The organism is Rhizobium leguminosarum, assembly GCF_019798305.1.
In the GTDB taxonomy this organism is placed as follows: domain Bacteria; phylum Pseudomonadota; class Alphaproteobacteria; order Rhizobiales; family Rhizobiaceae; genus Rhizobium; species Rhizobium leguminosarum_U.
Genome location: NZ_JAAXDD010000002.1, coordinates 249434 through 271812 on the forward strand (window position 1 = coordinate 249434; position 22379 = coordinate 271812).

Annotated in this window: 21 protein-coding genes; 4 read left to right on the forward strand and 17 right to left on the reverse strand. The window is 61.2% G+C overall.

Annotated features, from left to right (window positions below; translation table 11 throughout):
- Positions 1–401: 401 nt before the first annotated feature.
- The 8 genes from HFO99_RS04630 to HFO99_RS04665 all read right to left on the reverse strand — a co-directional run bounded on the left by HFO99_RS04630 (position 402) and on the right by HFO99_RS04665 (position 10630).
- A complete protein-coding gene (locus HFO99_RS04630) occupies positions 402–1889 on the reverse strand; it encodes a right-handed parallel beta-helix repeat-containing protein (protein ID WP_222359595.1) in 1488 nt (495 codons plus the stop codon).
- Positions 1890–2413: 524 nt separating this feature from the next.
- A complete protein-coding gene (locus HFO99_RS04635; RefSeq protein WP_222359597.1) occupies positions 2414–3385 on the reverse strand; it encodes a DMT family transporter in 972 nt (323 codons plus the stop codon).
- Between the two features lie 123 nt (positions 3386–3508).
- Positions 3509–4729 carry an ABC transporter permease gene (locus HFO99_RS04640; protein ID WP_222359599.1) on the reverse strand — a complete coding sequence of 407 codons (1221 nt, stop codon included), beginning with the start codon at positions 4727–4729 and terminating at the stop codon, positions 3509–3511.
- 4 nt (positions 4730–4733) lie between these two features.
- Positions 4734–5873, reverse strand: a complete 1140-nt coding sequence (locus HFO99_RS04645) for an ABC transporter permease (RefSeq protein ID WP_222359601.1) — start codon at positions 5871–5873, stop codon at positions 4734–4736.
- Positions 5870–6574 carry an ABC transporter ATP-binding protein gene (locus tag HFO99_RS04650; RefSeq protein ID WP_222359603.1) on the reverse strand — a complete coding sequence of 235 codons (705 nt, stop codon included), beginning with the start codon at positions 6572–6574 and terminating at the stop codon, positions 5870–5872. The genes HFO99_RS04645 and HFO99_RS04650 overlap by 4 nt, the downstream gene beginning before the upstream one ends.
- Positions 6571–7710 carry an efflux RND transporter periplasmic adaptor subunit gene (locus tag HFO99_RS04655; RefSeq protein ID WP_261322994.1) on the reverse strand — a complete coding sequence of 380 codons (1140 nt, stop codon included), beginning with the start codon at positions 7708–7710 and terminating at the stop codon, positions 6571–6573. Before HFO99_RS04655 ends, HFO99_RS04650 begins: the two co-directional genes overlap by 4 nt.
- 626 nt (positions 7711–8336) lie before the next feature.
- Positions 8337–9389, reverse strand: coding sequence for a helix-turn-helix domain-containing protein (locus tag HFO99_RS04660; protein ID WP_222331676.1), 1053 nt, complete (start codon positions 9387–9389; stop codon positions 8337–8339).
- A 260-nt stretch (positions 9390–9649) separates the two neighbouring features.
- Positions 9650–10630, reverse strand: coding sequence for an SDR family oxidoreductase (locus HFO99_RS04665; protein WP_222359605.1), 981 nt, complete (start codon positions 10628–10630; stop codon positions 9650–9652).
- 265 nt (positions 10631–10895) lie between these two features.
- Here HFO99_RS04665 and HFO99_RS04670 point away from each other — a divergent pair, with 265 nt between their 5' ends.
- Both HFO99_RS04670 and HFO99_RS04675 read left to right on the forward strand, forming a co-directional pair.
- A complete protein-coding gene (locus HFO99_RS04670) occupies positions 10896–11072 on the forward strand; it encodes a hypothetical protein (protein ID WP_222331674.1) in 177 nt (58 codons plus the stop codon).
- A gap of 8 nt (positions 11073–11080) precedes the next feature.
- The gene (locus HFO99_RS04675) at positions 11081–11455 is read left to right on the forward strand and encodes a VOC family protein (RefSeq protein ID WP_222359607.1); all 375 of its coding nucleotides are present in this window, start codon (positions 11081–11083) and stop codon (positions 11453–11455) included.
- A 95-nt stretch (positions 11456–11550) separates the two neighbouring features.
- Here the strand turns inward: HFO99_RS04675 and HFO99_RS04680 are convergent, their stop codons facing one another.
- The 3 genes from HFO99_RS04680 to HFO99_RS04690 all read right to left on the reverse strand — a co-directional run bounded on the left by HFO99_RS04680 (position 11551) and on the right by HFO99_RS04690 (position 14560).
- Entirely contained in the window at positions 11551–12132 is a 582-nt protein-coding gene (locus HFO99_RS04680; protein WP_222359609.1) for a dienelactone hydrolase family protein, read from the reverse strand.
- Between the two features lie 202 nt (positions 12133–12334).
- Complete coding sequence (locus HFO99_RS04685; protein ID WP_222359611.1) at positions 12335–13855, reverse strand: FAD-dependent monooxygenase; 1521 nt, start codon at positions 13853–13855, stop codon at positions 12335–12337.
- 279 nt (positions 13856–14134) lie between these two features.
- Positions 14135–14560, reverse strand: a complete 426-nt coding sequence (locus tag HFO99_RS04690; protein WP_222359613.1) for a pyridoxamine 5'-phosphate oxidase family protein — start codon at positions 14558–14560, stop codon at positions 14135–14137.
- Positions 14561–14856: 296 nt separating this feature from the next.
- Between HFO99_RS04690 and HFO99_RS04695 the strand changes: the two genes are divergently transcribed.
- On the forward strand, positions 14857–15492 hold the full coding sequence (locus HFO99_RS04695; protein ID WP_222359615.1) for a cysteine hydrolase family protein: 636 nt from the start codon (positions 14857–14859) through the stop codon (positions 15490–15492).
- 171 nt (positions 15493–15663) lie between these two features.
- Here HFO99_RS04695 and HFO99_RS04700 read toward each other — a convergent pair whose 3' ends face one another.
- The 3 genes from HFO99_RS04700 to HFO99_RS04710 form a co-directional block, all read right to left on the reverse strand.
- Positions 15664–17652: a primary-amine oxidase gene (locus HFO99_RS04700; protein ID WP_222359617.1), complete on the reverse strand. Its 1989-nt coding sequence runs from the start codon at positions 17650–17652 to the stop codon at positions 15664–15666.
- A 76-nt stretch (positions 17653–17728) separates the two neighbouring features.
- Positions 17729–17902 (reverse strand): hypothetical protein, encoded by a 174-nt coding sequence (locus tag HFO99_RS04705; RefSeq protein ID WP_222309878.1) that lies wholly within the window; start codon positions 17900–17902, stop codon positions 17729–17731.
- Entirely contained in the window at positions 17899–19350 is a 1452-nt protein-coding gene (locus HFO99_RS04710) for an APC family permease (protein ID WP_222359619.1), read from the reverse strand. The genes HFO99_RS04705 and HFO99_RS04710 overlap by 4 nt, the downstream gene beginning before the upstream one ends.
- A 121-nt stretch (positions 19351–19471) precedes the next feature.
- On the opposite strand from HFO99_RS04710, the gene HFO99_RS04715 reads away from it, so the two are divergent.
- The gene (locus HFO99_RS04715; protein ID WP_222359621.1) at positions 19472–20503 is read left to right on the forward strand and encodes an AraC family transcriptional regulator; all 1032 of its coding nucleotides are present in this window, start codon (positions 19472–19474) and stop codon (positions 20501–20503) included.
- A 47-nt stretch (positions 20504–20550) separates the two neighbouring features.
- On the opposite strand, the gene HFO99_RS04720 is transcribed toward HFO99_RS04715, so the two are convergent.
- The 3 genes from HFO99_RS04720 to HFO99_RS04730 are packed head-to-tail and all read right to left on the reverse strand — an operon-like array spanning position 20551 to position 22379.
- The gene (locus HFO99_RS04720) at positions 20551–21243 is read right to left on the reverse strand and encodes a molybdate ABC transporter substrate-binding protein (protein WP_222359623.1); all 693 of its coding nucleotides are present in this window, start codon (positions 21241–21243) and stop codon (positions 20551–20553) included.
- A 43-nt stretch (positions 21244–21286) separates the two neighbouring features.
- On the reverse strand, positions 21287–21652 hold the full coding sequence (locus HFO99_RS04725) for a cytochrome C oxidase subunit IV family protein (protein WP_064247401.1): 366 nt from the start codon (positions 21650–21652) through the stop codon (positions 21287–21289).
- A 7-nt stretch (positions 21653–21659) separates the two neighbouring features.
- Positions 21660–22379 carry a heme-copper oxidase subunit III family protein gene (locus HFO99_RS04730; RefSeq protein ID WP_222359625.1) on the reverse strand — a complete coding sequence of 240 codons (720 nt, stop codon included), beginning with the start codon at positions 22377–22379 and terminating at the stop codon, positions 21660–21662.

Genomic DNA, 22379 nt, shown 5'->3' on the forward strand with positions numbered 1-22379 from the left:
TCGGATGCGGTCGGGGCTAAAGGCCGTGGCCTTCGAATTGCCTTCACGACGGTCGGCAGACCCTGTCGGCCTGCCTTGGTCCCGAGAACGCCTGGCGGAGGCGGTATCCTGAAAATGACAACTTATACGAAAATAATCTACTAAATAACGACCAAAAGGTGAATGAATGGTAATCGGCCGCCTCGGCGACCTATGGTCGCAGGAGGTGAGACGTCCTGTTTCAGGTCAGTCGCAAGCCGGAAAGGTTGGGGCCTTATTGCAGCCCCTTACCCTCGCCCGGCGGCAGCCGGATGAGGAACGCTGCGGAGCCACGTGGAGGCGAGAGCAACGCTTCCCCGGGGGAGCCACGCCTCCCCGGAAGGAACGCCTCCCGGCGTAGCGCCGCTCCCGGCACCCTCACCTCAGCTTAGCAAGCCATCCAAATGGATGAAGACGGTCAGCGTATCCCCGTCGCTATGATGCGAGCTTCCATCGTTGATCCCGTAGCTGAAGGACTCGCTCACATGTCCGCTATGGTCAGGGAGCTTCGTTTCATCGAGCGTGTAGGCATAGTTGCCTTCCCGGTCCACGTGGATGTCGCCGTATTCCCCGGTCAGCGTCAGGCCGTGCTTGCCGACGGCTTCGTCCCCGAAGCGGCGAAGCGCCAGGGTGTCATTGTCCGAGCTGTCGTTTTCGAGGAGATTGCCATGATGGGCAGCGCCCGTATCGGTCAGGATCTTCAAATTGTCATGAACAGCGTCAACTGCCGGATCGACGGCCGCCTCCGTCGCCGCGGCAGTCTTGGCAACCGGGCTCGCCAGCGCCGTCTCGACATTGGTGACCGTATGGTTGTTGCTGACGGAGAAGGTGTGCGCGTCGACGATATCAGGCGATATGCTGGTGGCCTTGATGCCGCTCTCGATGGTATTGTTGGAAAAGGAGCCGGTTGCCGGCCTGTCGACCTTCAACGCCGCCTGTGAGAGGTCGTCGAAGACATTGTCGTGGACCTTGATATTCGTGCGGTCATAGCTCGGGCTGCCGGCAGCGGAGATGACCACGCCCCAGGCGCCGTCATGGATGTGGTTGCCCGCAATATCGTAGTCTCTCGTATCGCCCGTGTCGCCGAGACCCACGGCAAAGGACCAGCTGTAGCCGTGAAAACCCGATATGTCGTTGTCGCGGATGGCAACATTCTTACCGGCCTGCGCGCTGATGCCGAAGCCACCGCCGGTGAGCGTATTATCCTCGACCACGGCATTCACCGGCCTGACGAGAGCGATGACGCCCTTCGGGCTATCGGCATGCGTCTGGTCGACATGATTGCCCTTGATCAGAATGTTGCTGCTGTCGTTCATCTGCACGGCATCGGCCGTCGCCCCATGGGCATTGGTCACGGTATTGTTGAGAAGCTTGATGCCTGTCACCTTTTCGATCCAGAAGCCGTCGCCTCTGACGTCCGAAATCTTGCTGTCTTCGATCGTGACGTTCTTGCTGCTCCGGAAGGTGACGGCGCCTGCGTTTTCGGACAATCCCGTCTTGGCGATCTCGATGTCGCGGACCGTCCAGTTCGTGACACTGCCGCCATAGATGCCCGCACCTGCGGTATTCGATATCTTCAGGTTCTCGATGACGATGTTCGAGGCATAGAGACTGTGGATGCCGTCGCCGCTGCTGTGGATGACGGGCGCAGCGCCCGTCCCGTAACTGCCGATCTTGATCGGCGCACTCTCGCTGCCGGAATATTTGATATCGAACTGCTCGTTGAACACGCTCCCCTTGGCAAGAAGCACGCTGTCGCCGGGTTTCAGTTTCAAGGATTCCACTTTGGACAAAGTCGCAAAAGCCGAGTTCTGGCCCGTTCCACCGTTGCGGTCGGAGCCAGTCGCTGAGTTCACATAGTAGACTGTCATATCGCCATGTTGCCCTATTCGTCGGATCGCTAATGTCGCCGCCGGGATCGCCCAGGATCGGCCGATCGCAGGCGGCGGGGGCAACCGGCCACGGCAAAAAGGCGATAAGATGTTGTCAATGGGGCAATGCGCGCCTCGCGGACCTTATTCCACAGGCAATGGCCTGGTGTGACGAAAGTTACAACTTGGGCCGAGAAATCGGCGGCTTCAAGGTGAATAATCGCGGCGTGTTTGCGCGAGGCGCACGTCGCCTTCGGTCTGTACGCCATGTGATTCTTGCCTTCGCTTGCGCTCAAGACGTGAGGAGCGCCAGCGACGAACGCCTTGAGCGTAAGCGAAAGGCGCACTCCAAGGTGAACCTTACCCCCCTCGCCCTCAAAGCCGAGGTCAGCGGCAACCATGTCGCAGCGATGGGGAGACCTCAGGACCTACAGCGCCGCGCGTCTTTTCAGACGCGCAAAGGACGCTGTAGCACTTTGAATTGCTGCATAATTTTATCCTTAGATCGATCCCGATTTAAGGAATTATGCAGTAGCCGCTTCGGCCTTGATCTTCGGCTTCAGCAGGATGATGAGAAGCAAGCCGGCGATGATGAGTACCGCGCCTTCGAGGTGATAGCGTTGCAACTGCTCGCCAAGGATCGGATAGGCGAGCACGGCGATGAAGATGGTCTGAATGTAGAGGAGGACACCGGCCCGAGCCGCTCCCAGGGCCTCGATACTACGATTGAAGAGGTAGTACATGACCGCCCCGCCGGGGATCGCGACATAGGCGAGCGCGATGAGCCCGCTGCCGTTGAGCGTCGAGCGCTCGTCTGAGAATAGCTCGAACAGGTAGAAGGGCAGCGCCGTCAGCACCGCCGCGCCGAGCAGCAGCACCAGGAGCGCAAGGCGATTCATATCGAATTTCGCGCGGCGGAGCAGGACGGTATAGAGGCTGAAACAGAACGCGCCAGCGACGATCCACAGTTCACCCGGGTTGAAGTCGAGCCGCATCAGCGCGGCCGGACTGCCCTTGATGATGATGACCAAGATCCCGAGAAAGGCCAAGATCGATCCGATTACCTGCCAGCGTCCCATCGGCTCGGCTAGCATCAAACGGGCAAGGATCATGGTGATGATCGGGATCAGGGCGATGATGATGCCGGCAGTGGTGGCATCGGCATGTTCGAGACCGACAAAAATCATGCCCTGGCAGATCGCCAGTCCCACACCGCCAATCGCAAGCAGTTCGAGGGCGCGAGCCCGCACCAGCGCGACCATGTCGCCGAAATGCCGGCGCACGATCGGCATCAGGATCGCGAAGGCGATCAGCACGCGCCAGAAGCAGAGCGCCCAGGGCGGCATCTCAGTAGAAACCCATTTCGCCGCGATATAGACGCCGGCCGACAGCAGCCAGCAGAGAACGCCCACGGAATAGGCGGCGGCAAGCGAATTGCCTGCCGCCTGTTCCGTCCCGACCGTGTCGCGATGGACCGCCAAGACATTCATTGCCATGGCTCAGTTATGCCACAGTTTCCGTGGGCCGCACAGATGAGGCGGCGCGGATGTCTCCTTGGGGCCGATCAGGACGGTCGCCGTGATGATGTGACCCGCCCGGAAGATTTAGACAGCCAGCCTCTACCCTCTCGCCCGCAAAGCCGAGGTCAGCGGCAGCCGTGTCGCCGCAAGTGCCGGCAACGCGCCACCGATTATGCCGATCGCAAGTCCCAGCAGGCCCGCGGTGAGCGCGACGTCGGTGGTGACGTCGAGCTGGAAGGCCATCTTGGTGTTGTTGACGCCCATAGTGCTGGCCTGCCAGCCGTTGAAGGCGAGCCATGAGGCGAGGATGCCGAGGGCGGCGCCTGATATCGAGAGAGCCACGGCCTCGACCCAGGTGGCAGTGAAGGCCGGCAGGCGGCCGAAGCCGAGCAGGCGGAGCGTGGCGATCTCTATCGCGCGGTCGGAGACCGAGCTCATCATCGTATTCAAAGCGCCGGCGGTTGCCCCGACCGCCATCAACAGCGCCAGCGGCCAGCCGAACAGGCGGACGAGGCTCGCGGTACGCTCAGATTGCGCGGCATAGAGATCGGCCTCGGAGAGGGCGGTGAGCGGCGCACCGGGAAATGCGGAGAGATGCTCCTGCAACGCAGGCAACCCGCCTGCTCCATCGAGACGCACGCGCAGGCTCTGCACCTGTCCCTGCCGGTCGAAGGCCGATTGCACCGCCTCCAGATCCGCCCAGATCTCGGATTCGAAGGCGCTGCCGCCGGAGGTGAAATGCCCGACGACTGTCCAGTCCACCGCACCGAGCCGCACCTTGTCGCCGACGGCGAAGCCGGAGAATTCATCGGCGATGCGGGCGCCGACGACGATATCGCGGGCGCCTGGTGAAAACAGCCGCCCTTGGGAGAGCACCGCGCGGTCGCGTAAAGCAGAGCCGGCCAGATCCATGCCCCGCAGCGACAGCGTCTGCTCTGCGCCGTCGCTGGCCCTCACGACATCGACGGGAACGACGATCTCGCGCGACAGCGCCAATCCGCCGGCGGGCGCCATGCCGCCCGCTGCATTCCGCGCCACGCCGATCCCGCCGGTTGCGGCGGTCAGGCTGCGGATCGCTTCGGCCGGCACATCCGAGCCGATCTCCTGGTTGGTGCCGCCGCCGAGGATGACGGCGATGCCAGGCGACCCCGTGTCTTGAAGGGCTGCCTCAAAGCCCCTGGCCATGGCGAGAAAACCCGCAAGCACCGCCACCACCAGGGCCACCGACAACACCATCGACAGCGAGATCCACACCCGCCGCGGCAGGCTGCCGAGATTGACTCTGATCATCAGAAAGATCTGCTTGAGCGCTGATGACATTGGACTATCTCGATCTGAAGGCGTTGACGATGGGCAGGCGCGTGGCATTGGCGGCAGGCAGCAATCCAGTCAGGAGGCCGAGACCGGCGATGATGGCGACGGATTTCAGCAGCACGGACGAAGTGAAGGCGAGGCCGAATTCCGGCCCGGCAAACAGCGTCGCGAGCTTGGCGAGAACGAGCCCGCCCGCCCCGCCGACGGCGAAGACGAACAGTGCCTCGCCGAGGATCAACGCAATGATCCGCCCCCTGGAAAAGCCGAGCACCTTCATGACGCCGATCTCGAAGCTGCGCTCCCTCACGGCAAAGAGCATGGTGTTGACCACGATTATCAGGATCGTCACGAAGGCGGCGCCAACGACGAGGCTGACGATCAGGCCGATATCGGCGAACTGCCGCAAGAAAGCCTCGAGGAACAGCTTTTCCGATTGAGTGCGCGTCGGTGCCGCCGAATTGGCAAACAGCGCGTCGATCCTTGTCGCCAGCACGCCGGATGAAACGCCCGGTCGCGGTCGCACCACGAAGCCACCGACTGTATCCTTGCCGCGGGCGCGCGCCGCATTGACGGCATCATAGCGGGCGATCATGAAATAGGTGTCGGTGCTGGCGTCGGCCCCTTCGAAGATGCCGGCGATCTCAAAACTCCAGTTGCGGCTGCCGTCTTCCCTTGTCAGGTGGCTGGTGACCCCGATGCGCTGGCCGACCGACCAGCCTTGCGCCTCCGCCAGCGCCCGGCCGACCAGCACCCGGTCACGACCCTCTTCCAGCGCTGATATCAGCTGCGACGTCAGCCCGAGCTCGTCGCCATTGGCCGCGGCGATCAATCGTGGATCGACCGCGCTCGTCATCACGACATTCTTCTCGACATCGACGAAGCCCCGCATGCGCGTCATGTAGGCGACGGCGGCGACATCGCTATCGGCGGCGATCCTGTTGAGATAGGCAAGCGGCAGCGGCTGCGCCCGCCCCGATCTATTGAAGACGCCGAGCAGCGTATCGCTCGCCCCGGCCGCCCCTTGCGAGCCGCTGAGGAAGCTCGCCGTCAGCCCATAGATCAGGAAGGCGACGCCGACCGAGAACATCAGAAGCGTGGCCCTGAGCGGCTTGCGCCAGGCATTGCGGCGCATCAGCTGGAAGAAGGTCATTGGGCCAACCTTTCCTGCTCGACGAATTCGCCCTTGTTGAGATGCAGCGTGCGCCGGGCGAAGGAAGCCGCCTCGGGATCATGCGTCACCATAATGATGGTCTTCCGCAGTTCTTGATTAAGAAAGCCGAGCATCTCGAGGATATCGTTTGCAGACTTCCGGTCGAGATCGCCGGTCGGTTCGTCGCAGAGCAAGAGGTCGGGATCGCCGACGATGGCGCGGGCGACGCCGACGCGCTGCTGCTGCCCGCCGGACATGCTGGATGGAAACTGCCGCTGCCGCCCGGAGAGTCCGACCAGATCCATGACTGTCTCGACTCGCGCCCGCCGCTCCTTCCGCTTGAGCGGCTTCAACAGCAGCGGCAGCTCGATATTCTCGCCCGCATTCAGCATCGGCAGCAAATTGTAGAACTGGAAGATAATGCCCATGCTGTGTGCCCGCCAGGCGGCTCTGGCGCCTTCGCCCATCTGCTCGAGATGGCTGCGGCCGATCCTGATCTCCCCTGCGTCGGGACTATCGATGCCGCCGAGCATGTTGAGCAGTGTCGATTTCCCAGAGCCAGACGGGCCCATGACGGCGACGAAATCGCCGCGTCCTATCGAAAGGTCGAGCGCGGAAAAGATCGGGATCGTCTCCGCGCCCATCCTGAATGCCTTCCTGACGCCACGAAGCGCGATATAGGGTTCCTGAGTGTCGGTCATCGCTCTGCTCCTTGCTGATTGTCTGTGGTATCCGCGGCCTTACCCACCACAAGGCGGATGCGCGCGGCCATGGCGGGGCGCATGTCTGGCGGCGGCGCGGAGAGTGACAGGCGAAGCGTCACCGTCCCCTTCTCGCGCGAAATCATCGGAGCGATCTTCGCTACTTCCACCGCAAAGGGCCGGTCGGGAAAGCCGTCGAGCACCGCCTCGCCACGCAAGCCTGGCCGCATCAACGCGATATTCGCCTCGGCCACATCGGCATCGATGACCATGTTTGCCATGTCGGCAATCGCAAGCAGGCTTTCATTCTCCCGCACGCTGTCCTCGCGCGACAGCACGGTGTCGCCGACATGCGCGGTAAGCCGCGTGACGGTGCCTGATATCGGCGCCCGGACGGTCAGCGCCTCCACCTGCTCGCGCGCCCTGTCGATATCGAGATCGGCCTTGGCCACGTCCTGCCGTGCCTGCAGGGCGGTATTTTCGGCAGTGTCGAACGCCGTCTTCGCCTCCTCCAGCGTCTGCGCCGACATCGCATCGCGCCCGGCAAGCCGCCCGATCCGCGTGAGCGAAGACCGCGCCTGCGCCAATTCAATAGTCTTCGCCGTCAGCGCCAGCTCCGCCGATTGCCCGGCGATCTCGGCGCCTTGAAGCGCAAAGCGGGCGCCGGCATCATCGAGCCGCACCAGCACTTGGCCCGCTACGACTCTGTCCCCCGCATCGACTTCGACGGCAATGATCCGGCCCTCATATTTGGAGAAGACGGTCGCTATTTCGGGTGCCACGACGTAGCCGGAGCCGGTGACTTCCCGGGGCGGCAATGCCCTGTCCGCTGGGTTATTGGAGGGCAGAGCCCGGATCGGACCGGCGGCGGGCACGTCGGTTCCATCGATGGATATTGCGGCCTCGTCCTTGCCTATGAAACCCGCAAGCACAGTCTCGATGCGCTCCAGCGTATCGGGCCAATAGAAAAGAACCACCGCCAGCGATGCGGTCGCGGCAAGGGCCAGCTTTGCTCCGGGGATCACACGCCGCCGGACACGGGGCTGCGGCGGTTCTGTCTTGAGGGGCGCAGGCTCGATCGAAAGTGATCTCAGCTTGGCGGCAAGGTCTCGATCATGTTCTGATATCGTGTTCATGCCGCCAGAATAACCAACGGCAGCAAAACCGCGACCTCGAACGCGTTTCTGACAGTCCTCGATCGCGATTGTGTACGTGGTGGCGGCAATTGTCGGAGGCTGAGGCTTGCTCGCTTCTTCTCCGGGAGTCCGTGGGACGGGTCGAGCCTCCCCGTCGGTGGAGGGTCGGATGAACGGGCCACACGGCACGCCCCTCATTGCCCTTCGCTTACGCTCCGAGCATTCGCAGTTCCACTGCTCACCCCTTCATTCGCCTGCCAGCGCCTCTCCCCGCTGGGAGAAGATATGTGTGGCAGCGACCTCCATCCATCCCCCGGCGCAGGGCCGGCTCGGCACGTCGTTCATAATTGCGGAATTGTACGGCAATGACCATCCACACGAATGGGATTTAGACATTCGATAACGTCAGTACCTACGAGCCAAAGATACAAATATGTATGGCGCTTATTCATCGATCGCGAATTTGGCACCCGCAATGTTCATGCTAGGAAATCCCGCATCAGGTCGCCGGCAGCGCGGCGACAATTTTCATGAAGGAACAGGACCGATGAACCAGGCAGCGAACATCATTTGGGCGTTATAGGCAAGCGAACCTGACGAGGACCAAAGCCCGTCGGGCCTGCTCCTCACCGCTCTGCCTTCTTCTCCCGCCAGGCAACCGGCGTCATATCCGTGACGCGACGGAATTCGCGGTTGAAGTTGGACTTGGTCTGGAAGCCGACCTCGAACATCACCTCGGTCACCGATTTCTGGGTCACGGCAAGCAGCCGGCAGGCCTCGCCGATCCTGTAGTCATTGACATATTGCGAGACGTTCTTGTCCATCGCCCGGTTGATCGCCGCCGAGATCTGGCGGGCGGGAATGCCCGCCTTGCGGGCCAGCCGGTCGAGATTGAGATTGGCGTCGCGATAGAGTTTCCTCGCGTCCATCAGTGCATCGACGGTGGCGATCGTCTCCTTATCCTCGGCCGTTTCGGACTTCAGCGCAGCCTCCGCCGTCTCGGCGGGCGCCTGGCTTCGGCTGGCGGCGGCTGCCGCGATGCCAAGGATGACGAGGACGGCGAGATTGCTGAGGCTGATCAGCGTCAGCGCATGCTCGCCATGTGCCCATGTGAAATCGAAAAAGACGAAGATATCGACCGAGGCCGACAGGCACAGCGCCGCCGCCGCGAAGATGATGGCCCGATAGGCCGGCACTGCTCCCTCGAAGGGCGCAAGCCGAAGCGCATCCGCGCCCGGCCGCATCAGAAGCAGGATCGCCAGGGCATAACCGACGAAAACAAGCACCAGCGCGAGATCGATCACATCCCGCCAGACCACCATCAACAAGAGGATGACGGCAGCGGGCACGGCATGCAGCGTAATCCGTGCCGGCAGCGGCCGCCGGCTCGTCCTCACCAGACTGGAAACCCCGGCATAGGCAAGCGGCGGCACCATCGCCGCGGTGACCGGCGCGATCACGCTCACCGCCTGCACCCCGTAGCCCCAGCGCAGGCCGGAGAGGACGGATTGCAGCACGGCAAGCAGGATCAGTGCCAGAAACGGCCGGTTGGGCTGCGCCTCCTCGTCGCGCCTGAGAACGGTGACGAAGAGGATGAGCAGCAGAAGAGCAACGACGAAGGGAAGCGGAATGAACAGCATGGCCTGATAGGATCGGAGTGGAAAACAGTTGGCCATCATTGCCGAGATCCTCACCCGGCGCGACCTCCATCATGTTTTAGGACGCTTAGGCAGGGATATTTTTGTGAACGGCATGCCGTGCCACCCTCACCGGCCCTCGGGTCGCCAGCCAAGTCTCAATCCGCCGATCAGGTCGGTATGATTGTTTTCCAGCCAATCCGACAGACTGTCGAGATCGGCAACATCGCAAGTCCGGATGATCAGCGCGGGCACGACCCTCTGCGCCGGATCTTTCGGAAAGTTGCTCTACGAGGACCTGCCTAGCCGAGAGCGCTTTGCGCAGCGCAAATCCGATCGACCAAAGCATCGAGATCGCCCCTTGGCGGGCGATTCTTGGCCAGGCGCTGCTTGAGATGCATGATCGGCTCCGCCAGAATTTCATCAAGGCTTTCGGCGCAGGTGAAGTCGCCTGCCAGGCTTTTGACCTTTGAATTGTCAAAGATCGCCGACCATGCCTTGTCACCGAGCAACGGACCAACCCATTCCGGATTGTACTTAATCAAGGTGTCTGTCGGTACGTGGACGATCCTGGCCTCGACGCCTAACAATCTGGCGATCGTCTTTTGAATATCATTCCAGATATGAGCGCGGTCGGAGGTGATGTGGAAGATCTCGTTCAACGCCGCCGGCTTACCGAAAAGCCCGACAAAGGGCACTGCGAGATCAACCGAGCGTGTCAGCGTCCAGGGCGTATGGCCATCGCCCGCCACGATGGTGGGCTCGCCATCCAGCATGCGTCTCGCCATGACATCGCTGTCGCCCATCATGATCGGCAGGCCGGTGCGAACGGTGTGACTGGGACGGACGATGGTCCAGGCGAGATTCTCGGAATTCTTGAGCAGCGTCTCGCAGGCAATCTTGTCCTGGCTATAGCGCCAGTAGGGGTTGATCGCCGGTGTCTGCTCGGTAATCACATAATGGCGCGGCGGCTTTTCATAAACCGAAGCCGAAGAGATGAAGATGTACTGGCCGCAGTGCCCAGAAAACACATCGATGTCACGCGCGACTTGATCGGGCGTAAAGGCGATGAACTGGCACACGACGTCATAATTGGTCTTGGCCAAGTCCGCATAGGTGGGCGCCGCGAGATCGCCGACGATCGAAGTAACCCCCGCAGGCAACGGGTCGCCTCTCAAACTGCGGTTATAGACGCTGACATCGTGGCCCTGAACCACGGCGCGCTCGACGCATGGATATGAAATCTGCCCGGTACCGCCAACGAAAAGGATTTTCAAAGCCATGTGAAGGACCTCGGTGTCGGATGTAGCGGGGATATGCGGTCAGTCTTCATAGCGCGAAAGAAATCGGTCGTCTCCTGCAAAACACGTGCACCGGCTCACGTCGTTTGGGTCGACCTGCCCCGTAAACCAACGTGGTGGCATTCCGGATAAACCGATCGGACGACCTGAGGTTCGGCCGCACCAGCCATTGCCGATACCGCAAAGATCTCTATCTCAAGCCAATAATGCCCCTTCTGTTTGAGATCAGCACAAGACGGAGGCTTTCTTGAAGGATTATCTGCCCTATGCAGCCGGGGTGCTGGCAGGATTATTGGTCGCCTTCCTCATGTCTGGCCTGTTGGCGCTGACGGAGACACCGCAGCTCATGCTTTTCGCATTGCTGCCAGCCATCGGTGGCACTCTCGTTGAACGCGTTTGCCGTCGCCGGCCCAACAATTCTTGAAGGGTTCCATGGCAAGGCTGAAAGAAATCGTCATTGATTGCGACATTCCCTCGCGCGTCGCCCGGTTCTGGGCGGAGGCGCTCGATGGCTACGACGTGATGTCATATGACGACGAAGAACTGGCCCGCCTTGCCGTTCTCGGATTGACACCCGAGACTGATCCGACAGTGATGGTCGAAGGTCCCGGAACCCGCCTTTGCTTCCAACTTCGCCAGGGGGAACGTCCCGCCCGCAACCGACTGCATCTCGATATTGCCACCCCCGATCGGGCCAGGGAGGTAGAACGACTTTTATCCCTCGGAGCGAGCTTCGTCCGGGAAGCGGATGGCTACACGGTCTTGAATGATCCCGAAGGCAACAATTTCTGCGTGGCGTCGGAATAGTCAGCTCCGCGCCGAAGCCGCGCTGCAGGGTGAACGGCATCTATCTCAGGACGGTTATACCAGCGCCAAACCGGATCTCCCGCGGAATGTCTGGATCAGACGCGATTCAGGAATTCGAGCACGCGGAGGGTGAGCAGCGCGGTCGCATCCGCGTCATAGGACGGCAGCGAGCTGTCGGCGAAGTAGTGCTGATCGCCTGGGTACAGGAAAAGCTCCGCGTCCTCGACCTTCTCCACGATCTCGCGGGCGGCGTCGATGTCGCCCTCGCCGACGAAAATCGGGTCGTTGTCCATGCCGTGAATCTGCACCGCGACACCGCCCGGCCAGGGTCCGAAGGCCCACTCGCCGCTGATCGGCAGGCAGGAATAGAAGAGCAGAGCCCCGCGCGCGCCGGGCCGTGTCTGCGCCAGGTTCTGCGCCGGCAGCACACCGAAGGAGAACCCGGCATAGACGAGCCCGGCAGGCAATTCGTCGGCGAGGCGCACGCCGCGCTCCCGCATGGCGTCGAATCCGATCTCGCCGATATAAGCGATCCCCGCTTCGATGCTTGGGAAGGTGCGCCCGTCAAACAGATCGGGCGTGTGCACGATGTGACCGGCTGCCCTGATATCGTCGGCAAACGAGCGCACGCCCGGAGTCAGCCCCTGTGCGTGATGGAACAACAGGATCTCAGCCATAAGGAGCCTCCGGGCGGGACGGTCGGGCGCATCGCCACTCTACAGCGTCGCCGCCTTGTCGGGAAGAGTGCGGATACGTTGCGAAGCAACGTCTGCAACCCCGCCGAAAACCGATAGCGGGAAACCTCCGTGACGCTCTACCGGACTGATAAGGCTGAAGAAGCTTTCCGAGCCCTGTACATCGATTGCTCCATTCATAGTTTCAGGCTTTGCCGAACCACCGCGATGCAGCCTGCGCGGCTTCCTCATTGTCAAGCACAGCCTCACCAGCCCACGCCACGAAGCCGTCGGGGCGCACGAGCAGCGCGCTCAGCCCTAGCCGATCCCCGGCGTCGACGGCGACATAGGTGATCCCATTCCAGCGGCTTGCCAGCGCTTGCAGCGGTGCACCGGCGTCAAAGTCCAAAAGCAGGCCTTTACCCTGCCTGAGGCGATCGCCGAGCTTCGTCCCGTCGGCCAGCTCGAAATCAGGAGCGCTGCGGCCGACCAGCGGGTGGCTGCTGCCAAGATCGTAGCGGAGAGAAACACCCCAGACGCGCTCGGCAAAATATGTCGCGCCGTCGCGCGTGTCGATCAGGTCGCGGATGATGGCTTCGAGCGCGCGCGAACTCCGGCTCGGCCGCATCAGTGCGACCTGGGCGCGCGACCAGTCGAGAATCTCAGCTCCCACCGGATGCCGTTCGCAGATATAGCTATCGAGCAGACCGTCCGGCGCATCGCCGCGGATCGTCGCCGCAAGCTTCCATCCAAGATTCATCGCGTCGCCAAGCCCGAGGTTCAGGCCCTGGCCGCCCAAGGGGGAATGGATGTGCGCGGCGTCACCCGCAAGCAGCACCCTGCCCTTGCGGTAAGCCGTCGCCTGATAGGCGCGATCGGTCCAGGTGGTGGCGAGCTCAAGTCCCGTCACGGTGACATCGGTGCCTGAAACATGCCGCAGCACCGACTGCATATGCCCGAGCGTTATCGGTTGCGTCCGGTGGAACGCGCCGCCGTCGAAATCGACCATCGCGATCGTGCCGGCCTTTTGGTAGGTATACATCCCCGTCGGCGTGTAGTGGCGGCCCGGGGCGAGCTTCTCCGGATCGGCCATCTCGAGTTGAACGGAATAGCCGGTGAATTCGGGATCGGTGCCTGCGAATTCAAAGCCGCCTGCCCTGCGCACCATGCTGCGCCCGCCGTCACAACCGACGAGCCACCGTCCGCGAAAGCTCTCGCCACCGGCGCGAACGGTCACCCCTTCATCCGACTGGTCGAAACCGTCGACGCGGAGCCCGCGCCGGATCTCCACACCCATCGCGCTTGCGCGCGCGGCCAGGATGGATTCAAGGTACTCCATCTCGACCACCATGCTGGTGCAGGCCGGACCTGGCAGACGATAGGGCCATTTCGAGGTGTCGATGGTGTCGTGGAAGAACTGAATGCCGGCGAAATGGCCGCCCGGGCGGCGTGACTGTTGCATCCAATGCGCTGAAGTCGATTGATCTTTTTCGCGTTGCGGCGCTGTGACGTCATCCAGCAACCCGCGACGGTAGAAGGCTTCGATGGTCGGCGCGGAAAGGCCGCGCATGCCGAACGGCAGCCGCTTCAACGGCGAATGCGGGTCCTCGGCCTGCTCCAGCACCAACACCGAGAGGCCGGCCAACCGCAGCTCGCAAGCCAGAAACAGACCGACCGGGCCTGCGCCAGCAATCACAACATCGTGAATCATAAGAAAATCGGGCATGAACTGCTCCTTTATGGTCGTTCGACCGGAGCAGTTCGTCGTTTCGAGAACCACACGGACGAACAGTGGGACGCTTGAGTAGCGTCCGTGTTCGTCGTGGAGAACTCATGCACGAGGCAAGGAACAGAGCTTTCGTTTCCGAAAGGACTTGGGCCAACCACACCAAGTCATGCCTTTTCCGACATCGGCAACATAGCCGCCGGGCGATCGATCGGCAACAGAAGATATGCCTTTCTGAGGAAGGTTGGGGTAGAGCGTCAGTGCACGCCCGCGCGGCACCTAAAAGCGGAGCTCTAAACGTTCGACAGGGTCTTTGGTGAAATCGGAATATCGTATCCAGCGAGGAACGACCTTAAACAACACAGCACCCTTCTCGACAAACTCTCTCTCGACCGGAACGCTTTCAAGATGGGCTTTCTGGTATTCCTGCACGTCGGAGGCGGAAACCTTCACGGCATCGCCCTCATATTGCACCGTGATGTTCTTGTCCCAGCCAACGACAAGTGCGACGCTTCCTCTATCCGACAGGTTTTCGAACTTGCGCGTCTGTTCGAAGGTATCGAACACAATTTCGAGGTTGTCACGCACCGAAAAGTCAATGACCGCAGCTTCAGGCTTGCCGTCCGCATGCGATGTCGCGATCACCGCCAGGGTGTGCCGGCGCAAGAATTCCAAGATCACTTTCTTGCCCTGAGCGTTATCCATGGCTGAAATCCCCGAGGTGACGTAGAGGGGTATCGAGAGCATGCGAACTCGAAGCATGCTCATATATCTGAAGCCTGACACAGCGCCGGAGCGAGTCAAGATGTGACATCGGCTTCCCCTTCAGCCTGGACGGTCGCGTATTCGCAGCCGCTCAGAGCGAACGAGAAGCCGGCATAGACTATGCCCGGCAGGCAGTTCGTCGCCGACAACATCCACCTCGCCCCGGAAACTGTCACCTTCTGCTTGCCGGACTCATTTCATCTCCTCTACATAAGCAGGAAAAGAGGAGGCCGAGCATGCATTCCATCAAACACCCCGGCAAGACGATCGGCGATTTCTGCCGGCCGGATCAAATGGCTCTCGTCGTCTATGACATGCAGATCGGCATCATGCGGCAAATGCCTGACGGCGCCGGCATTACCACCCTCGTCCTGTCGGTTCTAACCGCCGCGCGGGCATCGAACTTTCCCGTCATCTTCATGCGGCACATGTCGATGCCGCTCGCTCTAATGGGCGCCTTCCAGCGCCGTCAGGCCATGGCCTGGCAAAGGATCGACGATCCGGCCGCCATCAAGCCCTGGTTTCTCAGAGGAAGCGAAGGTTTCGAGATCGTGCCCGAACTTCAGCCGCGCTACGACGAGGCGGTGATCGACAAGATCACCTTTTCGGCTTTCGAAAGCACGCCTTTGTCGATCATTCTGCGTGATCTGGGTCTGACCAGCTTCGCCATTTGCGGCGTTGCCACCGAAATCGGCATCGAGCCGACGGTTCGCCACGGTGCCGACCTCGGGCTCGTGCCGCTCGTCATCAGCGACGCCTGCGGCGCCGGGCATGCCGAGGCCGCCGAGCGCTCATTCGCCAACATGGCCTTCATGGGAGATGCGCTGATCTGCCAGTCGGCCGATTTCATCGCGGCGGCCCGGCAGAGCTGATGCTCTCCCGACTTGCCGTGTGAAACATCGGCCCCTGTCGTGATGAAACAACAAGACCCCAGCCATACGGAGCCTCCGGGGTGGGACAGTCGGGCACACATTCTGCAGCTCTACAGCGCCCTCGCCTCACGGGAAGACGTCAGCCGCGGGCCAGGCCGTGGAGCATTGCAGCTAAATGTGGCAGCAGGAACCGTTTCCGGTGTTATCAGGCGACACCTGCAGGCGATTGTCGACGCTCTGGCTGTTTTCTTCCGGCGGCAGGTCCATGGCGATGTTGGAAGCGAAGAAGCCGTTCGGTTTCAGCGTGAAGCCGGCATATTCCACGGGCATGATCGGAAAATCCTCGGGCTTGCAGACATGGGTATGGCCGAAGGAATGCCAGAGCACGACATCGGCATTCTCGATTTCGCGGTTCTGCTTGACATAACCCGGCAGGCCGTCGCCGCCGGCATGCACGTTCGGATAATCGCCGCTCGCATATTTTTCCCTGGCATCGAAGGCCGTGACCCAGATGTGTTTCTTGGCGAAGCCGCCGCGCTGGGCAACGGTCGAATCCGGCTGGGCAAGCATAACCGGCGACGGCATGACGACAATCTTGTAGCCCGGCGCCTTGCCGACGCTGTTCTTTATGTTGGGGTTGGAGACTTTCCAGTAACGGCCGGTCTCGCCATTGGCGAGTGCCGGCGAATCAAGTTCGCGCTTCAGCACGCGGCTCCTGGTATCGAAGACATTGCCATAGGTATTATCTTCACCCCAGGGACGCGGCACGAACTCATGTTCGGTCACCGTATTGTCGCCGCCGTCGACATCCATGTGCAGGCGCGCATTGAAGAAATGCTGGTGGGTCGGACCGCCGAGATTGTCATCGACCATACCGCCCCATGGATAGATTTCGCCGCTGGCGACCGCCGCCGTCTGGATGATGCCGGTGAGCTTGGCTTCGAGCTGGATCGTGCCGTCCTGGTAGAGATACCAGTAAAAGCCGTAATCATAATTGCCGACGGTTGCGAAGAAGGAGATGACGAGGCGGCGCGAACGGCGCACTTCGAAAACACCGTTGCGGAATTCGTAATGCTTCCAGAGGATGCCGTAATCCTCCTCATGCATGCAGATGGCATTCTTCATGATGAAAGGCTGGCCGAAATCGTCCGCCGCCGGCACGTCGAAATAGTGAATATGGCCCAGGCAGTCACAGCCGAGTTCGAGGCAATTGGCCAGGCGTCCGAGACCATATTCGCCGGCATCGAAGGCGCTCTTCCAATAGTGGTTCGCTGTCGGATCGGCATAGGGCACGACCATTTCGGTGACACTGGCGCGAAAGACGACGGGCCGCAGCCTGCCCTGATCCCTGATGCCGAGTTCATGCAGAACGAGGCCCTCGCGCGGGGTGAAACCGACACGGAAACTCCAGTTCTGCCATTCGACTTTCCAGCCGTCGACAGTAAAGCTCGGTCCTTGCGGCTGAACGATATGCAACGGCGTGAGATCGGGCCGCGGTTCAGGGAAGGTTTCGCGGCCATAATTGCGCTTCTTCCTCGGAACCGGAATGACCTTCTCATCGTCGACGAGGTCGACCACCCGGTTGGTGATCAGATCAACCACCGCCACCACGCCCTCGATCGGATGCGCGTAGCCGTTGTCACGGATATCCTCGCGCCAATAGGATACGGCGCGGACGATGCGCTTTCCCTTCTCGAATTCGCGGCCAAAATAGCCCGAGGAAAAGGGATCGATCTGGATGAGCGGAATATCCTCGTCGGTAATGCCGCGCTTCTTGACGGCAGCGATCCAGCGCGGATCGGATTTGACGGTGCCTTCAACAGTTTCGAACTCGCACAGCATGACGGGCGGCTGGCCATAAGGCAATTCATCAAGAGGCAGCCGGATATAGGAGGACACCGTGCCGGTAGTCAGGTCTACGATGCCCTCGAAGGTTTCGCCATTGCTGATATCCATCGCCAGGATGAAGGCGAGGCGCGGCAGCCTGTCGCCCAAGCGATGGGCGGCAAGATCCACCTTGGTCGGCTCCTCCAGCCGGGTTATCGGAAAGCGGACGGTGGGTGCGAGTGTCTGCGTATCCTTGAGTATGGCAACGGCAGAAGCGATCTCGGCGAGGCTCAGAGGATCGAGCGGATGGGTGACTGTGACAACGGCGTCCATGGATATACCTCTTTGGTTTTGGGCCTCTTGGTTTCGGAAGAGACGACGCACCATGGCGCGTCGCAAGCTGCGGTGATCAGGATCGACCGGAGCAGATCTGCGTCTCGATCATCATCGTGCCTCGATGAATGCAGAACCCTGAGCAGAAGGCGTGCGCCTCAACGGCAACCAGCAACGTCGCGCCGGCAAGGATCGCGACCGCGAGAACGAGAAGGCGATCGACGGGTGCAAGTTCGACAACGGCACTCATTCGAAGACCTTTCCAAGGGAGGCGTAGAGAGCGGGCTTGGATCTCTTGACCTGGACCGCAAACAGCGCGCCAAGAATGCCCACCAGCACCATGGCATAGGGGAAAGCCTTGACGATCGGGCTTTCGCTGCCGGAAAGGAGTGAAAGATTGGAACTGACCAGCACCAGCGAACCAACGAGGCCAAGCAGCGCCAGCGCCGGAGCGATCATCGTGGTCGCGGCGCTATATCTGTTCGGCGTTTTGCGGAAGAACATGACAATCGCGACGGAGACCAGCACCTGCACCAGCAGGATACCGATACCTGCAAGCGCTGCCATCCACGAGAACACGACGGTGTAAGGATCGGCACCAAAAATCACGAACAGGCCAAGAATGACGGCCGCCATCAGACTTTGCAGCAGACCTGCAGCATAGGGTGAGCCATGCTTGGCGTGAACCTTGCCGAGCACCTGTGCGGCCAGGCCTTCACGGCCCAGGGCGAAGAAATAGCGGTTGAGCGTATTGTGGAAGGACAGGATGCAGGCAAACAGGCTGGTGATCAGCAACACGTTCATCACCTGGCTCGACCATGCGCCGAGCACGGAATTGGCGGCGGCGAAGTAGAAGCTGTCAAGACTGGCAGCAGCAGTGGCCTGCACCTTGCTTGGACCGTAGAATTGCACGATTGCCCAGGTGGAGAAGGCATAGAAGAGTGTGATGAGCAGCACCGCGACATAGGTAGCACGGGGAATGGTCTTTTCCGGATTTTCGGCTTCCTCGCCGAAAATGGCCGTCGCTTCGAAGCCGATGAACGAACCGATGACGAAGACCAGCGCCGCACCAAGGCCGGGCGCGAAGACCGACGATGGCATGAAGGAGGAGAAGCTGATGCCTTCCGGTCCGCCGCCTGAAAAGACGATGGCAAGATCCAGAACCAGCAATATGGCGATTTCAGCGATCAAGCAGACGCCGAGGATCGCGCCTGAGAAGGCGATGTTGCGCTGACCGCATATCAGCACGACGACGAGTGCTGCGAAGGCCCAGGCCCACCAGGGCAGGACCAGCCCAAGCGGCGCTATGGCATTGGCCATGAAGAAACCGAACAGGCCATAGATGGCGATCTGAACCGCGCTGTAGGTGACCAGCGCCATGAAGGCGCCACCCACGCCGGCCGGCTTGCCGATGCCATGGGTGATATAGGTGTAGAAAGCGCCTGCCCCGCCCACATGCCGGCTCATGGCGGTGAAGCCGACCGAGAAGAGCAGGTAGAGCAGGCCGGCAAGCACGAAAGCGCCGGGGACGCCTGCACCATTGCCAAAAGCAAAGGCGGCCGGCGAAGCGCCGACGACGGCCGTGAGCGGCGCGGCCGCGGCAACGACGAAGAACACGATGTGGGCGAGGCCGACCGAGTTCCTGGCCAGACGACGCTCCGGCGATAATGGTGCGGGCATGCTTGCTTCCAGTGTCATGGAGAACCCCTCTTTGCTCGTTTGTTGCCAAGAAGGTAAGCGCGGCGATCTGGCCCCGAAATTGCAGTTTATGCCAATGAATCGATAATTCGCGCCACGACGGTCACCGGAGACGCTGAAAATGCCAGTTGCATCGCATTTGATCAGCCGCATGCCCGCAGTTGCTTCAATTCGAGCCTCCGTCTTGATCCCGCTGGTGCAACAAATCGATAAAAGATCGGGGAAAACCGACCTTCTTCTCGCTTCGCACGGCATTCTGCGCTCGCAATTGCAAGATCCCTACGCTGTCCTGCCTATGGCGCGTTATGTCGCGCTGTTCGAGGAGGCCGCGACGATAACCTGCGAACCGGCACTGGGAGCTCGCATGGGCACCGGCTTCAAGCCCGCCGACATCGGCCCCATCGGCATGCTCTTTGCGCTCTCGCCGACCATTCGCAGTGCTTTCGAACGGCTGTCGAAATATGTGAACGCGGTCCAGGGCGCGACCAGTTCCGGCGTGTTCGAGGCAAATGGCGATTTTGTCTGGAGCTACCGGATCGTCGATCCAGCGATGTGGCCGCGCCGGCAGGACAGCGAATTCACGATCGCCGCCTCCTGTCAGCTCGTCCGCTCGTGTTTCCGTCGTGGCTGGCGGCCGACCGAAATCCAGCTCGAGCATCACGCCCCGCGCGACGCCAGCGTGCTGGAACGCATCTGTGGCGCGCCCATCCTGTTCGGCCAATCCGGCAACCGGATCGTCATGAACAGGGCGGAGGCTGATCGTGTGCACCGTGCGGAAGACAAAAGCCTGGTCGAGATCCTCGAGCGACATATCGGCGATCTGGTCAACGAGCCAGCGGCCGGCGATATCGTCACGGAAAAGGTCCGGGCTCTGATCAGCATCTATCTCGGCCGCAAGCCGATCACGGTCGCAACCCTTGCCGCCGAACTGAAGATGTCGCCGCGAAGCCTGCAGCGCCGGCTGTCGGAGGAAGGCGTATCGCTTCGCGATCTCGTTCGCCAGCACCGTCAGACACTCGCCGCCCACTATCTCGGCGACCGACATGCCGCACCGATGTCCGAAGTTGCGCGTGTCCTGGGTTATGCAGACAACACAGTGCTCTGGCGTGCGCTGCGATCCTGGGAAAAGAAGGGGAACGACCCGAGGCGTTGAAAATCAGACGATAACCGTGAGCCGATCACTGCTTATCAAGCAGGCTTTCAGCGGCGCTCGACGCCCTTTGCCGCCAGGATGTCGTCGATGGCGGTCGACGTCAGGAATTCCGACAGCTGCCTGGCGGCGTCTGCGTCGGTTGAATCGGCGCTGATGCCGATGGCGAAGTCGATGTAACTTTGGAGTTCTGCCGGAAATCGACCGACAAGCAGGACCTCGCGAGCAGCGGCGAGAATCGACGTCACCGGAACAACGCCCAGCTCGGCCTCGCCACGGCCGACGGCCGTCGCTGTCTGCCCTCCTGATATGGCCACCAGCTTGGGCTTGACCTCATCGGCAATTCCCAGGCGTTCCAGCAAACCGGAGAAGTAGCCGCCGCTGCTTCCTTCACTGGCGTAGGCGATTGATTTGGCGCTCTTCAACGCATGTTTGAATGCTTCCACCGACCCAATGTCGAGCGGTCGACTGCCTGCCTTGGCCGCCACCCCCATTGCGATCCGGCCGAACGCGACCTCGCTCCCCGCCTTGATTTTTCCCAAGGCGGTCAGATCCTCAACCAGGTTCGGATTGGTGATGACGAGGTCAAAGACTTCCCCAGCTTCAATCTGCTTCTTGACGACAGGGTTGAGCTCCCACTTGACCGCAACCGTGAATCCTGTGGCGGTTTCGAACCGGGATATGAGAGCAAGAACGGCAGGTCGGACCGCAACAGCGCCAAAAAGCCGGATTTCCCGAGTCATGACCGAAATCTGCCCCTGATCTATCGATCTTGTCCAACAGACCCTACGGCCCCGTCCCAAAGAACGCCACCCGCGTGAAAATCGTATAGTCCGCTTCCGATACCATCAGCGCCACGAAAACCAGCACCAGCAGCGGCGGCAGCAGGATGGCGTAGACGAGCGCCAGCCGTTCCCAGGCCATGTGCATGAAGACGGCGACGATCAGCCCGGCCTTCAGCATCATGAACAGCAGGATCAGCGTCCACCTCAAGTAGCTCTGGACGCCGAGATAATCGACCATGTAGGACGCCGCGCTGAGCACGAAGAGCAGGCCCCAGACGAGGAAATAGAGCCGGAGCGGATGCTGCTGTCCGGTGTGTGCCTGTACATGCGCCGTTTGGACTTGTGCATGCGCCGTTGTCTCGCTCATGACGACCTCACCACAGATAAAAAAAAGCGAAGATGAAGACCCAGACCAGGTCGACGAAGTGCCAGTAGAGGCCCATGATCTCGACGGCCTCGTAGCGGCCTTTCCGGCTGGTGAAGAAGCCGCGCCGTTCCACGTCGAAATCGCCCCGCCAGACCTTGCGGGCGACGATGATGAGGAAGATGACGCCGATCGTGACATGGGTGCCGTGAAAGCCGGTGATCATGAAAAAGGTCGATCCGAACTGTGCCGCCCCCCACGGGTTTTCCCAGGGGCGCACGCCTTCGGTGATCAGCTTCGTCCATTCGAAGGCCTGCATGCCGACGAAGCATGCGCCGAGAAGCGCCGTCAGCAGCATCAGGATCGCCGTCGTGCGGCGGTCGCGGCGATAGCCGAAATTGACCGCCATCGCCATGGTGCCGCTGCTCGAGATCAGCACGAAGGTCATGATCGCAATCAGGATCAGCGGCACGTCCTGCCCGCCGATATGCAGCGCGAAGACCTCGCTCGGATTGGGCCATGGGACGGGCGTCGACATGCGGGCGGTCATATAGGCGATCAGGAAACAGCCGAACACGAAAGTGTCGCTGAGCAGAAAGATCCACATCATCGCCTTGCCCCAGGAGGCGGTCTTGAAGGCGCGCTGATCCGAGCTGAAATCGGCGGCGACACCGCGCAGACCGGCCGGCCGGAGGCCTGGCTCGCCGTGTGTCTCGATAGTTTGTACCAT

Excerpts from the sequence above, each read along its gene's own strand:
- HFO99_RS04680 (WP_222359609.1), bottom strand. The coding sequence starts at position 12,132 with ATGGCTGAGATCCTGTTGTTCCATCACGCACAGGGGCTGACTCCGGGC.
- HFO99_RS04710 (WP_222359619.1), bottom strand. The coding sequence starts at position 19,350 with ATGACACTGGAAGCAAGCATGCCCGCACCATTATCGCCGGAGCGTCGT.
- HFO99_RS04655 (WP_261322994.1), bottom strand. The coding sequence starts at position 7,710 with ATGAACACGATATCAGAACATGATCGAGACCTTGCCGCCAAGCTGAGA.
- HFO99_RS04700 (WP_222359617.1), bottom strand. The coding sequence starts at position 17,652 with ATGGACGCCGTTGTCACAGTCACCCATCCGCTCGATCCTCTGAGCCTC.
- HFO99_RS04705 (WP_222309878.1), bottom strand. The coding sequence starts at position 17,902 with ATGAGTGCCGTTGTCGAACTTGCACCCGTCGATCGCCTTCTCGTTCTC.
- HFO99_RS04660 (WP_222331676.1), bottom strand. The coding sequence starts at position 9,389 with ATGATGGCCAACTGTTTTCCACTCCGATCCTATCAGGCCATGCTGTTC.
- HFO99_RS04685 (WP_222359611.1), bottom strand. The coding sequence starts at position 13,855 with ATGCCCGATTTTCTTATGATTCACGATGTTGTGATTGCTGGCGCAGGC.
- HFO99_RS04645 (WP_222359601.1), bottom strand. The coding sequence starts at position 5,873 with ATGACCTTCTTCCAGCTGATGCGCCGCAATGCCTGGCGCAAGCCGCTC.
- HFO99_RS04635 (WP_222359597.1), bottom strand. The coding sequence starts at position 3,385 with ATGGCAATGAATGTCTTGGCGGTCCATCGCGACACGGTCGGGACGGAA.
- HFO99_RS04715 (WP_222359621.1), top strand. The coding sequence starts at position 19,472 with ATGCCAGTTGCATCGCATTTGATCAGCCGCATGCCCGCAGTTGCTTCA.
- HFO99_RS04630 (WP_222359595.1), bottom strand. The coding sequence starts at position 1,889 with ATGACAGTCTACTATGTGAACTCAGCGACTGGCTCCGACCGCAACGGT.
- HFO99_RS04695 (WP_222359615.1), top strand. The coding sequence starts at position 14,857 with ATGCATTCCATCAAACACCCCGGCAAGACGATCGGCGATTTCTGCCGG.
- HFO99_RS04730 (WP_222359625.1), bottom strand. The coding sequence starts at position 22,379 with ATGGTACAAACTATCGAGACACACGGCGAGCCAGGCCTCCGGCCGGCC.
- HFO99_RS04690 (WP_222359613.1), bottom strand. The coding sequence starts at position 14,560 with ATGGATAACGCTCAGGGCAAGAAAGTGATCTTGGAATTCTTGCGCCGG.
- HFO99_RS04640 (WP_222359599.1), bottom strand. The coding sequence starts at position 4,729 with ATGTCATCAGCGCTCAAGCAGATCTTTCTGATGATCAGAGTCAATCTC.
- HFO99_RS04675 (WP_222359607.1), top strand. The coding sequence starts at position 11,081 with ATGGCAAGGCTGAAAGAAATCGTCATTGATTGCGACATTCCCTCGCGC.
- HFO99_RS04725 (WP_064247401.1), bottom strand. The coding sequence starts at position 21,652 with ATGAGCGAGACAACGGCGCATGCACAAGTCCAAACGGCGCATGTACAG.
- HFO99_RS04720 (WP_222359623.1), bottom strand. The coding sequence starts at position 21,243 with ATGACTCGGGAAATCCGGCTTTTTGGCGCTGTTGCGGTCCGACCTGCC.
- HFO99_RS04650 (WP_222359603.1), bottom strand. The coding sequence starts at position 6,574 with ATGACCGACACTCAGGAACCCTATATCGCGCTTCGTGGCGTCAGGAAG.
- HFO99_RS04665 (WP_222359605.1), bottom strand. The coding sequence starts at position 10,630 with ATGGCTTTGAAAATCCTTTTCGTTGGCGGTACCGGGCAGATTTCATAT.